Raw genomic sequence first — 15,820 nt, 5'->3', positions numbered from 1 at the left:
GCGCCGCGTTGAGATAAGGGTTACCCGAGGGCGCGCATCCGATCGGTCTGGGCGCGGCGGACGGGGTGGATCAGTTCGTCATGCCCGGCGATCATCGCCGCGCCGCGCTGGCGTTCCTTGGCGTCGTAGAGCGCCTCGTCGGCGCGCTCCAGCAGCACGCCGCGCGTGTCGACGCCCTCCCCCAGCCAGGCCGCGCCGATCGTGGCCGAAACCCGGATGGCGAGCCCCGCGCGCGTGACGGTATGGCGCAGATCGGCCAGCATCCGCCGCAGCAGGTTCGGCAGATCGGCCAGCGCCTCCGGATCGGTGATCACCATCACGAATTCGTCGCCGCCCAGCCGCGCCGCGAAGCTCGTTTCCAGATAGGGCGCGCGCAGCCGCTTGGCGATCAGGCGCAGCAGATCGTCGCCCGCCGCATGGCCGCAGCGATCGTTCACCTCCTTGAAGTGATCCAGATCGATCAGCAGCACGGCGAGCGGCGTGCCGTTCGCGCGCGCCTCGGCGATGCGGGCGTCGAAAAAAGCGATGAAGTGGCTGCGGCTGGCGATGCGGGTCAGCTCGTCCGTCTCCGCGATATCGCGCAGCGTCTGCTCCATCCGGTAACGCGCGGTGATGTCCTGAAACACGCCGACGAGGGCGATCGCCTCGCCATCCTTATATTCCAGTTCGCCCATACTGCGGACGCGGCGGGCCTCGCCCTGCGCGGTGAAGAAATCGGCCTCGACATCGAGTGCCTGGCCGGTTTTGATCGTGTGTGCGACGGCTTCCTCGATCTGGGCGCGCGCATGCGGCGGATAGTGGGCGATCGCGGTTTCGAGAGAAGGGGACTGGTCGGGCGGAAGGCCGTAGATCGCATAGGTCTGATCGGACCAGACCAGCTGGTTGTCGGCCAGCGTCAGCCGCCACGCGCCGATATTGGCGAGCCGCTCGGCCTGGGCGAACAGGCGGTGCGAACGATCGAGCTTTTCGAGCGCCGCCTGATATTCGATCGCGAGGCGCGTGGCGCCGATCGCGGTGGCGCGCGCCTCGATCAATGCCTCGGTGATGCGGGCGAGCGCGCGCAGGGTGCGCTCCTCGAAGAAAGCGAGGCTGCGCGGCTCGGGCCCCAGCACGCAGAGCGTGCCGATCGGCAGGCGCTCCTCGCAGGTGGGATGTTTGGCGCGGATCGGCATGCCCGCATAGAAACGGATGTTGGGCGCGCCGGTGACGAGCGGATTGGTGACGAAGCGATCGTCGCGCATCGCATCGGGAATCAGGAAGATGTCTTCCTGCTGGATGGCATGGGCGCAGAATGCATATTCGCGCGGAGTCTGCCGCGCATCCAGGCCTTCCTTGGCCTTGAACCACTGGCGATGATCGTCGACGAGCGAGATGAGCGCGGTTTCCGCGCCGAGCAGATCGCGGGCCAGCGTGACGATCTCGTCAAACTCGCGCTCGGGGGGCGTATCCAGGATCTGCAGGGCGGCGAGCGTGGCGAGGCGCTCGGCTTCTACGCTGTCGTTAACCATGGCTTTTGTTAGCCTGTCTTGGTTAAAAATTCATCCAATCCGGGCTGATAGGGCTCTCAATTGGTCGCGTCCCGAGTGCCTGTTTGCGAAATGCGCGGAAGCGCATTTCGAGGCCGCACCAGCCCGCTCCCCCACCCGGCCTCCCATAAGATACTGCCGCTGGGAGGCCGGGTGGGGGAGCGGGCCGGTGCCGCCATGCGCCGACAGGCGCATCCCCAAACAGCCTTTCAATGGAAATCCCGCGACGGCGGAAGGACGCGCACGTTACGCGGATGGCGCCGTTCCGCGCCCTTTTTGCGCGGATGCTGGGGGTGCGCGAATTCATCCGCGCGGGAGAGCAGAGGTCTCGTCTGGTGATCGGCCGAGAGGCGGTCCAGCTCGGCCGTGCGATCGACGACCTGCGTGGTCATCAGATGCACGACTCCCTCCTCGCTCTTCTGGACGACGCCCCGTACCTCCATCAGGCGCGAGGCCATGACGGCGGCGCGCTGTTTCTCGAAATCGGCGGCCCAGAGCAGCACGTTGGTGACGCCCGTCTCATCCTCCAGCGTGACGAAGATCGCCTTGCCCTCGCCGGGGCGCTGGCGGACGAGGACGACCCCCGCCATGCGCGCGGCGCGGCCATCGGGGAGGGCCGCCAGTTCGGCTGCGCTGAGGATCCCTTCGTCACGGAACAGGCCGCGCAGGAAGGCCATCGGATGCTGCTTCAGCGACAGGCGCGTCATCTGATAATCGGCCGCGACCTCCTCCGACAGCGGCATGGCGGGCAGCTGCGCGTCGGTCTCCTCGGCCAGTTCGCGCGCCTTGGCGGCGGCGAAGAGGGGGAGCGCATCGTGCGGCGTGCGGCGCACCTCCCACAGCGCGTCGCGCCGGCCGAGCTCGAGCGAGCGGAACGCATCCGCATCGGCCAGCAGGCGCAATGCACGGGCGGGAATGAGGCGGGCGAGGCGTTCGACGACATCCTCCCCGCGCGGCGCGGGGGGAGAGGGACCGCCGAAGGCGGTGGAGGGGCAATATCCCGGCGCTGGGCTTTTCCCCTCCACCATTTGCTGGCGCAAATGGTCCCCCTCCCCATCTGCGATGGGGAGGAACAAGGCCTCTTCCACCGCTTTCGCCCATTCCTCCTTGAAGCCGTCGATCTGGCGGAAGCCCAGCCGCACCGCCGGTCCCTTCGCGCCCACCTCCAGCCGATTGTCCCAACCGCTGGCCGTCACGTCGATCGGGCACACCTCCACCCCATGTTCGCGCGCGTCGCGCACGATCTGGGCGGGGGCGTAGAAGCCCATCGGCTGCGAATTGAGCAGGGCCGCACAGAAGGCGGCGGGGTGACGGCGCTTCAGATAGGCCGAGGCATAGACGAGGATCGCGAAACTCTGCGCGTGGCTTTCGGGGAAACCATAGCTGCCGAAGCCCTTGATCTGGCTGAAGCAGCGTTGCGCGAATTCCTCCGTATAGCCACGCTTCGTCATGCCGCCGACCATCTTCTCCTCGAATTCGGGCATCGTGCCGACGTTGCGGAAGGTGGCCATGGCGCGGCGGAACTTGTTGGCATCCACAGGCGAAAATTCGGCCGCGACGATCGCGAGCTTCATCGCCTGCTCCTGAAAGAGCGGGACGCCGAGCGTCTTGCCCAGAATATCGTGAAGCTCGTCCGCCGGATGCGGCGGGGACGGTGCGGGGAAGCTCCATTTTTCAATCCCCTGCCGGCGGCGCAGATAGGGGTGGACCATGTTGCCCTGGATCGGCCCGGGCCGGACGATCGCAACCTGAATCACGAGGTCGTAAAGCTCCTTGGGCTTGAGCCTCGGCAGCATGTTCATCTGTGCGCGGCTTTCCACCTGGAACAGGCCGATGCTGTCGCCCTTCTGTAGCATGGCATAAACATCGGGCTGCTCCCTGGGGATGTCGCGCAGCGAATGATCGGTGCCGTCATGATCGCGGATCAGATCGAACGCCTTGCGGATGCAGGTGAGCATGCCGAGCGCGAGGATATCCACCTTCATCAGGCCGAGCGCGTCGATATCGTCCTTGTCCCATTCGACGAAGGTGCGATCCTCCATCGCCGCGTGATGGATCGGCACGGTCTCGTCGAGCCGGTCCTCGGTCAGCACGAAGCCGCCGACATGCTGCGAGAGATGGCGTGGGAAGGGCGCTTCCAGCAGGCGTCCGACGAAATGGTTGAGCCGTGCGATCTCGGGATTGTCGAGGCGGAAGCCGGTTTCGTGAAACCGTTCCTCCTCCATCCGGCTGGAATAGCTGCCCCACACGGTCGAGACGAGGCGGGAGGTGACGTCGTCGGTGAGGCCGAGAGCCTTGCCCACCTCGCGCACGGCCGAACGCGAGCGATAATGGATCACCGTCGCGACGATGCCGGCACGGTGGCGGCCGTAGCGGCGGTAGATGTACTGCATCACCTCCTCGCGCCGCTCATGCTCGAAATCGACATCGATATCGGGCGGCTCGCTGCGTTCCTCGGACAGGAAGCGCGAGAAGAGCAGGTTGTTCGCGGCCGGATCGATCGGGGTGACGCCGAGCAGGTAGCAGACCATCGAATTGGCGGCCGATCCGCGCCCCTGGCAGAGGATCGGCGGATCCTGTTCGCGGGCGAATTGCACCACATCGTGGACGGTGAGGAAGTAATAGGCATAGCCCATCTTCCGGATGAGCCGGAATTCCTCGCGCAGCATCCGGAGGGCTTTGGGGGGCGTTTTTCCTGCACCCCATAATGTGCGTGCGGCGGTGACGACGAGGTGCTGGAGCCATTTCTGCGGTTTCCAGCCCTCGGGCACGGGCTCGTGCGGATATTCGTATTTTAACTGGGCGAGATCGAAGGCGATGCGGGCGAGCAGGCGCGTCGTCTCGGCGATCGCCTGCGGGCAATCGCGGTAGAGATGGGCCATCTCCGCGGCGGATTTCAGGTGGCGCTCGGCATTGGCCTCCAGCCGGCGCCCCGCCTGCGCGATCGTGACGCCGAGGCGGATGCAGGTGAGCACATCCTGCAGCGGCCGCTCCTCGCGCGTGGCGTAGAGCGCGTCGGTGGTGGCGAGCGGGGGCACGCCGGCTTCGCGCGCGAGGGCGAGCAGGCGCGCGCGACGGCGGACGTCTGTTCCCGAAGCGGTGGCGGGGAGCGCGAGCCAGACGCGATCGGGGCAGGCGGCGCGGAGCGTTTCGAGGGTGCGCCGCAGGGCTCCGCTCCCGCTTGCGGGAGGGGCCGGAGGTGGGCTTCCGACATTGGCTGTCTTGCGCCCTTCCGCTGGTGCTGTCCGCCCCTCGATCTCCTCCCGCAGGCGAGAGGGAAAGGGAACGACGTTGCCGTGCTTGCTGTCATCATTCCCGCGAGGGCGGGGAGAAGGAGTGTTCACGCGGAGACGCAGAGGCGCAGAGAGGGAGGCGTGAGCCTCATCGCCAGGTGCTGCCTCTTTTTCTTCTTTTTCTCTCTGCGTCTCTGCGTCTCTGCGTGAACCCCTTCCGGCTTCAAGAGGCTGGATGCTCGCTTGTGCGGGAAGGGAATCATCCTCGTCTTCCGGCAGGATGGTGGGCGTCTTGCGTGCGATCCCCTCGCCGTCGCGGCGGCTGCTTTCGGGCAGCACGATCAGCAGCAAGCTTTCGGAATAGCCGAGCAGATCGTCCAGCCTGAGCAGGCAATCGCCCTTGTCCGAACGGAGATTGCCATCCGAAAGCAAGCGGGTCAGCCGACCCCAGCCGCGCCGGTCCTCGGGGTAAGCGACGATATCGGGCGTGCCGTCCGCGAAGACGAGGCGGGCGCCGGTGGCGAGCTTGAAGGGGGCGAGCGGCGCGCCGAGCGCGGCGGCGTCCTCGCGTGCGTCCTTCAGCGCCTTCCACGCGCGGACGACGCCCGCGACGGTGTTGCGGTCGGCGAGGCCGAGGCCGGGATGCTTGAGGGCAAGAGCGGTCGCCACGAGATCACTGCCGTGGCTAGCGCCATGGAGGAAGGAGAAGTGGCTGGCGGCGACGAGCTCGACGAACGGCGGGGGAGAAAGAGGCATCTCATTCCCTCACCCCCGTTTGCTTCGAGCGGAGATCGAGCTTGTCGAGATCGCAGTCGAGAAGAGTTCTCGACGGTCGCTTCTCGACTGTGCTCGAAGCTGCTCGAACCAAACGGTTATTTGATAATCCCATCACGCGAACAGCCCGTGCACATACCAATCGGGCCGTTCGGTTTCCCCGCCTGCCAAGCCGTGGCGGAACAGCCAGAAGCGGTGGCCGGCCTTGTCCTCCACCCGATAATAATCGCGCGTCAGGCCGCCCCGATCGCGCCGGCGCCACCATTCGGCGGCGATCCGCTCCGGCCCTTCCCAGCGCGCCACCTCATGCGCGTGGGCGCGCCAGACGAAGCGGCGGGGCGGGCCTTCGGGCAAACCGTACGTCACCTCGATCGGCTGGGGCGGATCGAGCAGGCGCAGGGGGCGCAGCGGCGGATCTTCGGGCGAAGGTGCGGGCCAGTCCGGCGCGGTCGTCGCGGGGACGCGCGCGACCGCGCATTCGGGGATGTGGCTGTCGAGCGGGGCGAGGCGGGCGATCCGGTCCGCGCCGAGCCGGGCGACGAGGCGATCGACCAGTTCCGCCAGCGGCTCGGCCGTGCGCTCGCTCCCGTCCAGCCCATCCTGCGCGGGGGCGAGGGGCTCGGTGACGGGGATGTCGAGGCGGATGCAGTCGAAGCCGAAGCCGGGATCGATCGGATCGGACAAGGCCTCCAGCCGCTCGCGGAACAGGCGCATGACGATGGCGGGATCGCGCACCGGGCGGCCCGTCTCCACCGCGAGGCCGGGCACGGCGCCGTCGCTGCGGAAGAAGCGCGCGACGAAGCGGCGGCCGCCCTCATGCCGTTCCAGCAGGGTGACGGCGGCTTCCGCGAGAAGCTGATCGAGGCAGGCGAGGCCATCCTCGACGCGCGCGATCGGCTCGGCGAAACGGCGGAGCGCGAACACCGGATCCAGCGGGCGATCGGCGGTGATGCGGCGATCCTCCTCGCCCAGCAGGCGGCCGAGATGGAGCGCGAGATCGCCGAAGCGCGCGGCCAGCATCCGGCGCGGGCGGCAGGCGAGATCCATGATGCGCTTCAGCCCCGCGCGGCGCAGCGCCAGCGTGGTTTCGGCCGAGGCCTCCAATGCCTCGACCGGAAGCGCGAGCAGATCGGCCTCCGCATCCGCGCCGAAGCGGGCACGGGCACGGGCGGCCTCCGGCGTGTCGCCCAGCCCGAGACGGAGCGTGAGGCCAAGGCGCGCGAGGCGGCGGGCGAGATCGGCGGCGAGCCGGCTTTCGTCGCCATAGGGATGCGTGCAGCCCGCGATATCGAGCGCGATGCCGTCGGGAGGCTGAGGCGCGACCACCGGCGAATATGCGCGACAGGCATCGACCGCGCGGGCGAGCAGGCGAGCCTCCGCCCCCTGATCGCGCGGGATTGCGACCAGATCGGGCAGGCGTGCGCGGGCGTCTGCCAACGTCAGGCCGGGGGTGAGCCCCGCCGCCATGGCCATGCGGGTGAGCGCGGTGAGGCGCGTCGCATTGGCGTGCGTCTCGGTGAAGACGATGACGGGGTCTGCTTCTCCCCTTCCGCTTGCGGGAGGGGCCGGGGGCGGGCTGGCGCCGCGAGGGTGGGATGCCCGCCCCCCGGCCTGTGCGGCCGAGTGTTCGGCTCGCTTGCCGGGGAGGATCGGCTGGCTAACCCGCCAGGCGTCGGCGGCGAGCATCGGCAGCCAGATCGCTAGATAGCGGCGAGGTCCCGCCGTGAGGGGCGAAGCGTCCGGCGTCACGATCCCACTCCAGTCTCCAGCCGGGCGAGGGCGCGCCGCCGCGCCTGCGGACGAGATCCACCGCGAAGGCCGGGGCGCCGGGTGCATTCGCCTCCAGCGGTGTCGAGGGGGCAGCGGCGATCCGCCAGCGCGTGGCGGCGGCGGACGGCGCCTCCGCGCTCACCCCCCGCAGCAACAGCACGGTGACGCCCGAGCGCTCGGCGAACAGCATCAGTCGGCGTGTCGCGGTGAGATCCAGATGGCGGGGGCGCGGGGAGGGCGCGATCACCGCCGTGCCCGCCGCGGGCGAGCGCACCACGTCCGCCGCCGCCTTGAGCAGCATTTTCTCGTCCGGCACGGTCACGAACAGCAATCGCGCCGGATCCGCGCCCAACTCCGCCACGCCCGGCCCATGAAGCAGTCCACCCCCGCGCTTCGCTTCCGCCAGCCACACGATCTGGCCGTCGCGTCCGCCCGCCCGCAGCGCCAGCGTCAGCGCGAAACCCGTCATGCTCGGCAGATCGTCTTCCGTCGCCGCATGGAATTCGTGGAGCCGGCCGCGCTCCAGCCCGCCGCCGAGCAGCGCATCCAGCGCCTCCGCACCCAGCGGGAAGCGCGTGCGGGGCTCCCTCTCCGCCGAGGGCAAAGCGGAATAGGGCCGGCTCTGGGCGGGCGGAAGGGAAGACGACTCGCGCATACATGTTCCTGATATGTTCTTATCAGGAGTGCGCGGAGTCAAGCCGGGCCGTTCCTCCTTTCCATGGCTACATGGGGAGAGGTGTAGGGGAGTTGCGCGGCGGCGGGATTTGCCCCTCCACCGCACTGTCTGCGGTTCCCTTCCCGAGCAAAGCTGGGGAGGAACAGAAGTTCAGGCGGCCGCCAGCACTTTCGCCTCGCCCTGCAGGCTGTTCGGGCCGGCCTGCGTGATCGTCACGTCGACCAGATCGCCGATCGCGCCGCCATCGATCAGCACGGATTGCAGCCACGGGGATTTGCCGAGGCGCTGGCCGGGCAATTTGCCGTCGCGCTCGATCAGTACGGCGCAGGTCTTGCCGAGCGTCGCGCGGTTGAACGCATATTGCTGCTCGGCGATCAGCGCCTGCAGCCGCTGGAGCCGTTCGTCCATCACGGCGGCGGGCACGGCATCGCCCATCGTCGCGGCGGGCGTGCCGGGGCGGGGCGAATATTTGAACGAGAAGGCCTGCGCGTGGCCGATCGCGCGGACGGCCGAGAGCGTCTCCTCGAATTCCGCATCCGTCTCGCCGGGGAAGCCGACGATGAAGTCGCCGGAGATGGCGATATCGGGCCGGACGGCGCGCACGCGATCGATCAGCTTCAGGTAGCTCGCCACATCGTGGCTGCGGTTCATCGCCTTCAGGATGCGATCGCTGCCGGCCTGCACGGGCAGGTGCAGGAAGGGCATGAGCTTGTCGATGTCGCGATGCGCGGCGATCAGCCCGTCGGCCATGTCGTTGGGGTGGCTGGTCGTGTAGCGGATGCGCGCGAGCCTGGGCAGCCTGGCCAGTTCCTCGATCAGATCGTGCAGGCCGCGCCCCTCGTGCGTCCAGGCGTTGACGTTCTGGCCGAGCAACGTGATCTCGCGCGCACCGGCATCGACGAGCGCCTTCGCCTCGTCCACCACTTGGCCCCACGGGCGCGAAATCTCGGCGCCGCGCGTGTAGGGCACCACGCAATAGGTGCAGAATTTGTCGCAGCCCTCCTGCACGGTGAGGAACGCGCCGGGCCCCTGTCGCCGCCGCTTCGGCAGCGCATCGAATTTGGAGGCGGCGGGCATGTCCGTATCCAGCGCCTTCTTGCCGGAGGCGGCTTCGGCGATCAGATCGGGCAGGCGATGATAGGCCTGCGGGCCGACCACCAGATCCACGGCGGGCGCGCGGCGCGGGATTTCGGCGCCCTCGGCCTGCGCGACGCAGCCCGCCACCGCGATCATCGGTTTGGCGCGCCCCTTGCCCTGCGCGGTCTTCGTCAGCCGGCCGATATCCGAATAGACCTTCTCGGCCGCCTTCTCGCGGATATGGCAGGTGTTGAGCAGGACGAGATCCGCTTCGTCCGTCTCCACCGCGACGAGGCCCTGTTCTTCCAGCAATTCTGCCATGCGTGCGCCGTCATAGGCGTTCATCTGGCAGCCGAAGGATTTGACGCTGAAGGTCTTGGGCAACGGGCGCGAGGGTGGACGGGTGGACGGGGAAGTCATCGCGCGCCTTTAGCGGCTGGAGCCGATCCGTGAAAGCGGAGCCTTGCCGATCGGAATGGCTTCGATCGAAATGGTGTCGATCCAGATGGCGTTGATCGGGAGGCGGCAGGGGGCGGGCCGGACTGGAAAGTAGCCCGGCGCGGCCGCGGCCGGGCTACATCCTCGTTGTCTTAGCGGCATCCTCTCCCAGCGGCGGCCCTCCTGTCAGGGGCCGATTCTCGCTTGCTCTGCGGGCGCCGCGCTCCCGAGGTCGTTAGCGACTAGACGGGCTTTACTTCGGGTGCAAGTAGAGATTTGTCGAGATCATCAAAATCCGCCAATTTCGTGAAATTGGTCGGGCCTTTTCTCCAATTATGCTGCGACTGCGAAAAGCCAAATCCATAGTTACCGTATCGATTAACCTAAGCGTAAACGCGATTATTGGTAATAGGATTGACAGCAACGGCTTTTACTGGGGCGCCGACATGCCGAACAGGGGTTGCGGGAAGCAACGGCCTCGCTGCAAAATGGTTCCATAAATCCCTAAAATTGGCCATCTCAGGGAGAGGATCAGGGGTGTCCGATCATACAGGCAGGCAAGATGCGAATATCTTGCTGCAATTTCCTCAAGCGGGAATTTTTTGACGCATAGGGAAAGATAACAAGTGTCACCTGGGGTTGCGACTGATGGCGGAGCCTCTACATGAGCGTGCGAAACAATACGTCCGCGCGGCTCCCCAGGCGCAGCGGCCGCGATCGCACCATCATCGGAATTCCATGACCAAACCCGGTAACGAACTGCTCTTCCTCGCGCTTGGCGGCTCGGGGGAGATCGGGATGAACGTGAATCTCTACGGCACCCAGGGCAAATGGGTGATGGTGGATCTCGGCCTGACGTTCGCCGACCCCGCTTATCCCGGCATCGATCTGATCCTGCCGGACCTCGAATTCATCGAGAAACATGCCAAGGATCTCCTCGGCATCGTGCTGACGCACGGGCATGAGGATCATATCGGCGCGATCCCCTATCTCGCCGCCGATCTGGGCGTGCCGCTCTATGCCACGCCGTTCACGGCCGGGCTGATCAAGGGCAAGCTGGAGGAAGAGGGCATCACCAAGCAGGTGAAGCTCAACATCATCCCGCGCGATTCCAGCTTCGATCTCGGCCCCTTCAGCTTCACCTATGTGCCGCTCGCCCATTCGATCCCGGAGGGCAATGCGCTCCTGATCGATACGCCCTACGGCCGTATCTTCCACACCGGCGACTGGAAGCTGGACGACGAGCCCCTGCTCGGCACGCCCGCCACCGCCGAGGAACTGACCGCGATCGGGGACAAGGGCGTGCTGGCCCTGGTGTGCGACAGCACCAACGTGTTCAACGAATCCGCGTCGGGCTCCGAAGCGGCGGTGCGCGAGGGGCTGGATGCGGTGATCCGCGAGGCCAAGGGCCGCGTGCTCGTCACCACCTTCGCCTCGAATGCGGCACGGCTGCAGACGCTGGGCCAGGTGGCGCGCGACACGAACCGTCAGCTGTGCGTGGCGGGCCGCTCGCTCGATCGCATCCTGAAGGTGGCCAAGAGCGTCGGCTATATGGACGATTTCCCGCCCGTGATCGATTTCGATACGGCGATGAGCCTGCCGCCGCGCGACGTGATGATCATCGCCACCGGCGGCCAGGGCGAATCGCGCGCGGCGCTCGCCCGCATCGCGTTCGACAGCCATCAGCTGAAGCTGTCGAAGGGCGATACGGTGGTCTTCTCGTCCAAGCAGATCCCCGGCAACGAGATGGCGATCGGCCGCATCCAGAATGCGCTCGCCGCCAAGGACATCATCATGATCACGGACCGGCAGGCGCATGTCCATGTGTCCGGCCATCCGGGGCGCCCCGAACTCGAACTGATGTATCGCTGGATCCAGCCCGAGATCGTGCTGCCCGTCCACGGCGAGATGCGCCACATGGCCGAGCAGGCACGGCTGGCGGACAGCCTCGGCGTGCCCAAGTCGATCGTGCAGATGAACGGCGACGTGATCCGCCTCGCGCCCGACGGGCCGAAGAAGATCGGCACCGAGCGTTCTGGCCGCCTGATCCTTGACGGCGACGTGATCCTGCCCGCCGACGGCACGACGATGAACGAGCGGCGCAAGATTTCGCTGCACGGCGTGATCGCGGTCGCGGTGGCGCTGGATCAGGCGGGTCGGCTCAAGGGCAAGCCCGCGATCAGCTTCCAGGGCGTGCCGGTGGAGGAAGATCGCGCGGACTTCATCCAGGAAGCCAGCGAGGCGGCGGCCAAGGCGGTGCAGGCCGGCGGCAAGGACGAGGCCAAGCTGCGCGAGTCGATTCGCCTCGCCGTGCGGCGCAAGGCGACCGAATGGACCGGCAAGAAGCCGGTGGTCGACGTTTCGCTGATCCGGCTGTGACGCTGCGGAGCCGTTGAGGCTCCGCATCCGTCTTACAACAGGATCTCGCGTCGCTCGGCCGCGCTGCGCAGGCCCGCATCGATCACCTCCAGCACCGCCACGCCGGCCGAGGCGGGCACGGGGCTGGGGCCATCGCCGCGAATCGCTTCCGCCAGCGCCTGCCAGAACAAGCGATAGTCGCCCTTCTCGTTGACGAACGCGACGGGCTCCGGGCCATCCTCCGGACGGAACAGCAGGCCGGGCACGGGATCGAGACCCCAATCCTCGCCGGCGGGCGCCTGACCCGCCACGGCCTTGCCCTCCTGCACGTCGAGCCCCTGCTTCATCCAGCTGCCACGCGTGCCGTGCGCGGCGAAGCGCAGGCCATGCGCGGCCACCAGCTTGCTGGCGTGGAGATGTACGCGCACCGTCTCGTAGCGCAACGTCGCATGTACATAATCGGCAGCGGGCGCGCCTGCGCGCTGCGTCGCCAGATCGGTTGTCACGCCGATGGGGCGTCCGAACAGGGTGAGCGCCTGATCGATCAGATGCGGGCCCAGATCCAGCCACGGTCCCGCGGTGCGCGCGTCCTTCCACGTATCGGTGAACGTGGGACGGAAGCGATCGAAGCGGCTTTCCAGCTCGACGATCTCGCCCAGTTCGCCACCCGCGATCAGGCGCTGGAGCGTGCGGAAATCGGCATCCCAGCGGCGATTCTGGAAGACGGTCACGATGCGGCCCCGCGCCTCGCCCTCGGCGGCGATGCGGCGCGCATCCGCCAGCGTGGTGGCGAAGGGCTTGTCGATCAGCACATGCTTGCCCGCCGCCAGCGCCGCCAGCGCATGCTCGGCATGAAGCTCGTCCGGGCTGGCGACGATGACGAGGTCCACATCGTCCCGCGCCACCAGCGCGGCGACATCCGGCACCACATCCATGCCCGGCAGGCCCGCATGGACCTTGGCGGCATCGCGCGAGACGACAGCGTGCAGCGTCATGCCGGGCGTCACCGCCACATAAGGCGCGTGGAAGGCGCGCCCCGCCAGTCCGTATCCGATCAGGCCGACGCCGATCTCCTGCATGACGCGATCTCCCGTTGATGAGGGTGGAAAGCGCGTCTTAGGCGGGCGTTCCGGGTTCGGCCAGTTTTGGGACCCGTTTCAGGCCGCCCAGGGCGCCAGATCCTCCTCCTGCCCGATCAGGGCGAGCCCGTGCGCGATCGAGGAGAGTTCGTTGCCGCTGGCGATCCGGTCCTCGCCGAAGCGGTCCGCAAACAGGCGGCGGATGCGCGGCGTGAGCGAGGACCCGCCCGTCAGGAACACGCGGTCGATCCGGTCGGCGGGCGTGCCGGCGGTCGCCAGCGCGCGATCGACGGCGGCCTCCATCCGCGCGACGTCCGGCGCGATCCACGCCTCGAATTCGGCGCGCGTTACGGGCGCCTCGATCGAGAGGCCGCCGCCCGCGAAATGGAAGTGCGCGCTCTCGTTGGCCGAAAGGTCCCGCTTCACGCGGTCCACCGCTTCATAGAGACGGAAGCCCAGTTCCTGCTCGATCAGCGCGATCATGCGGCCGATCGAGTCCGGATCGGTCGCGGATTTCTGGAGCTTCTCCAGTTCGGCCAGCGTACGGCGGTTGCGCATCAGGGCGAGGCGCGACCAGTCGCCCACATCGGCGAAATAGCCGCCCGGAATCTCCAGCAATTTGTCGAACGATCGATAGGTGCCGCCCTTGCCCAGCAGCGGCAGCACGAGATGATCGATCAGGCGATAATCGAAGCGATCGCCGGCAATGCCCACGCCCGCATGGCCGAGCGGAACGCAGCGGTGCGCCGAACCGGGCCGGTCGATCGAGACGACCGAAAAGTCGCTGGTGCCGCCGCCGAAATCGGCAACGAGGATCGTGGCCGGATCGCTGATGCGGGAGGCGTAGCTGAAGGCCGCGCCGACCGGCTCGTAAACATAGTGAATCTCGGCGCCGATCGCGGCGAACATCGCGGCGTAACGCTGCCGCGCCAGCGCATCGTCTGGACGGTGACCCGCATATTCCACGGGGCGGCCGATCACGATCCGGTCTGCGGTCTTGAACACGCCGCCCGCGCGTGCGGCCAGCTTGTCGAGGAACAGGCGGCCCAGTTCCTCGAAGCGGAAACGCTTCTCGAAGATCGTCGCATGCTCGAACGCGGCATTGGCGGCGACCGACTTGAACGACTGGATGAAGCGGCTGCCCTGCGGAAATTCCGCATATTCGGCGATCGCCCACGGCCCCGCCTCGGACGCGAGCTTGCCGCGCCCGCCCTCGTCTTCCCAGAAGCACAGGGCCGAGCGGAAGGAGGTGGTCTTGCCGCCGGGCGCATCGAGCAGGACAGGATCGGTCGTCCCGTCATGCGTGAGCGCGACGACCGAGTTGGTCGTGCCGAAATCGAGGCCGAGGGTTTGAAGGGGGGAGGCTGACATGGGGCGCCGCCCCTACACGCTAAACCGCGTTAGCCCAACTGTGGGATACGGTATTTCTCTAATCTTCCCGTTCGTGCTGAGCCTGTCGAAGCACCGTCCTTCTTCATCCGGCTGAAAAGAAGAACGGTGCTTCGACAAGCTCAGCACGAACGGAAGTCTTTCAGCTTTCCAGCGTGGCAAAGGCGGCGATGCCGGAGGCAAGCGCCAGCGCCGAACCCACGATCGCGGCGACATGGAAAGCATCGACCAGGGCCACGCCAGTGCGGGACAACACCGCCCCGCCCAGAGCGGTCGCGATCAGGCCACCCGTCCGCGCGATCGCGCTGTTGAAGCCGGAGGCGGTGCCGGTGTGGCGATCGTCGACCGAGGAGAGAACCGCCGTCGTCAGCGGCGCCACCGTGCCGGCCATGCCCAGCGCGATCACGGCCATGCCCGGCAGGATCGCCGTCCAATAGCTGCCGTGCGGATCGGCGCGCAGCAGCAACGCGAAGCCGATCGCCGTCACGATCGGTCCGATCGTGAGCGGCCAGCGTGGGCCGATCCGTTCGGTCAGCCGCCCCGCCAGCCGCGAGGCCGTACCGATCACGATCGAGAAGGGCAGCAGCGCCAGCCCCGCCTGCGCCGGACTGTAGCCGCCGCCGACGATCAGCAGATAGGGCAGCATCACGATCAGCCCGCCGAGCGCGCCGTAGAGCAGGAAGGTCAGCAAGGTGAGGCCCACGAACGGTCGCGATCCGAACAACGAGAGCGGCATCATCGCGCGCTCGCCCAGCCGATGCTCGGTCACCACGAACAGGATCAGGAGCGCGATGCCCGCGCTCAATCCCGTCCAGCTGGCGGGCGAGGCTTGATGATGCGCGGACCACAAAGTCAGCGCCCAGGTCAGCGCGCCCAGCGCCCCGGTCGCGAGCAGCGCGCCCAGCCAGTCGAGCCGGCCCTCTTCGCTGGCGCTTTCCGCCACATACGCCCGCGCGATCAGGATCGCGGCGGCGGCGACGGGAATGTTGATGTAGAAGATCACGCGCCAGCCGATCGCATCGACCATCCAGCCACCCAGCGGTGGCCCGATCGCGCTGGCGATGGCGCCCGCCGCCGCCCAGGTGCCCACGGCACGCCCACGCGCCTCGCCCTCGAACGAACTGCCGAGGATGCCGAGACTGTTCGGCATCAGCAAAGCCGCGCCGATCCCCTGCAGCACGCGCCCGGCCAGCAGCACGTGCAGATCGGCCGCCAGCGCACAGGCGACCGAGGCGGCCGCGAACAGCAGGATGCCCCAGGTCAGCACCCGCCGCCGTCCGAAATGATCGCCTGCGGCACCCCCGATCAGCAGCAGCGCGGAGAGGGGCAGCAGATAGGCGTTGATCACCCATGGCAGCGCCTCGCCCCGCGCCTGCAGATCATGCCCGATCGCGGGCAGCGCCACGTTCGTCACCGATCCGTCGATGAAGGCGAGGCTGGAGGCCAGCATCGTCGCGGCGATCGTCCAGCCGGGATGGCGCACCGCCTCGCGCATCGTCG

Annotated in this window: 9 protein-coding genes; 1 reads left to right on the top strand and 8 read right to left on the bottom strand. The window is 67.6% G+C overall.

Annotation, left to right across the window (positions count from 1 at the left end; genetic code table 11):
* Nucleotides 1–20 precede the first annotated feature (20 nt).
* The 5 genes from HL653_RS00260 to miaB form a co-directional block, all read right to left on the bottom strand.
* A complete protein-coding gene (locus HL653_RS00260; RefSeq protein ID WP_171742723.1) occupies nt 21–1,508 on the bottom strand; it encodes a diguanylate cyclase in 1,488 nt (495 codons plus the stop codon).
* Between the two features lie 227 nt (nt 1,509–1,735).
* Nucleotides 1,736–5,515 (bottom strand): error-prone DNA polymerase, encoded by a 3,780-nt coding sequence (locus HL653_RS00255; RefSeq protein WP_171742722.1) that lies wholly within the window; start codon nt 5,513–5,515, stop codon nt 1,736–1,738.
* Nucleotides 5,516–5,647: 132 nt separating this feature from the next.
* Nucleotides 5,648–7,282: a DNA polymerase Y family protein gene (locus tag HL653_RS00250; RefSeq protein WP_253717394.1), complete on the bottom strand. Its 1,635-nt coding sequence runs from the start codon at nt 7,280–7,282 to the stop codon at nt 5,648–5,650.
* Complete coding sequence (locus tag HL653_RS24055) at nt 7,191–7,958, bottom strand: ImuA family protein (RefSeq protein WP_253717392.1); 768 nt, start codon at nt 7,956–7,958, stop codon at nt 7,191–7,193. The genes HL653_RS00250 and HL653_RS24055 overlap by 92 nt, the downstream gene beginning before the upstream one ends.
* Nucleotides 7,959–8,129: 171 nt before the next feature.
* Nucleotides 8,130–9,476, bottom strand: a complete 1,347-nt coding sequence (gene miaB, locus HL653_RS00245; RefSeq protein ID WP_171742720.1) for a tRNA (N6-isopentenyl adenosine(37)-C2)-methylthiotransferase MiaB — start codon at nt 9,474–9,476, stop codon at nt 8,130–8,132.
* A 756-nt stretch (nt 9,477–10,232) separates the two neighbouring features.
* Between miaB and HL653_RS00240 the strand changes: the two genes are divergently transcribed.
* Nucleotides 10,233–11,873 carry a ribonuclease J gene (locus tag HL653_RS00240; protein WP_171742719.1) on the top strand — a complete coding sequence of 547 codons (1,641 nt, stop codon included), beginning with the start codon at nt 10,233–10,235 and terminating at the stop codon, nt 11,871–11,873.
* Nucleotides 11,874–11,905: 32 nt separating this feature from the next.
* On the opposite strand, the gene HL653_RS00235 is transcribed toward HL653_RS00240, so the two are convergent.
* The 3 genes from HL653_RS00235 to HL653_RS00225 all read right to left on the bottom strand — a co-directional run bounded on the left by HL653_RS00235 (nt 11,906) and on the right by HL653_RS00225 (nt 15,815).
* Complete coding sequence (locus HL653_RS00235; RefSeq protein ID WP_171742718.1) at nt 11,906–12,931, bottom strand: oxidoreductase; 1,026 nt, start codon at nt 12,929–12,931, stop codon at nt 11,906–11,908.
* A gap of 78 nt (nt 12,932–13,009) precedes the next feature.
* Nucleotides 13,010–14,302 carry an Hsp70 family protein gene (locus tag HL653_RS00230; RefSeq protein WP_171742717.1) on the bottom strand — a complete coding sequence of 431 codons (1,293 nt, stop codon included), beginning with the start codon at nt 14,300–14,302 and terminating at the stop codon, nt 13,010–13,012.
* A gap of 160 nt (nt 14,303–14,462) precedes the next feature.
* Nucleotides 14,463–15,815 (bottom strand): MFS transporter, encoded by a 1,353-nt coding sequence (locus tag HL653_RS00225; protein ID WP_253717390.1) that lies wholly within the window; start codon nt 15,813–15,815, stop codon nt 14,463–14,465.
* Between the last annotated feature and the right edge of the window lie 5 nt (nt 15,816–15,820).

The sequence above is a fragment of the Sphingomonas sp. AP4-R1 genome, assembly GCF_013113735.1.
In the GTDB taxonomy this organism is placed as follows: Bacteria; Pseudomonadota; Alphaproteobacteria; order Sphingomonadales; family Sphingomonadaceae; genus Sphingomonas_I.
This window is presented reverse-complemented; position numbering and strand designations above follow the sequence as displayed.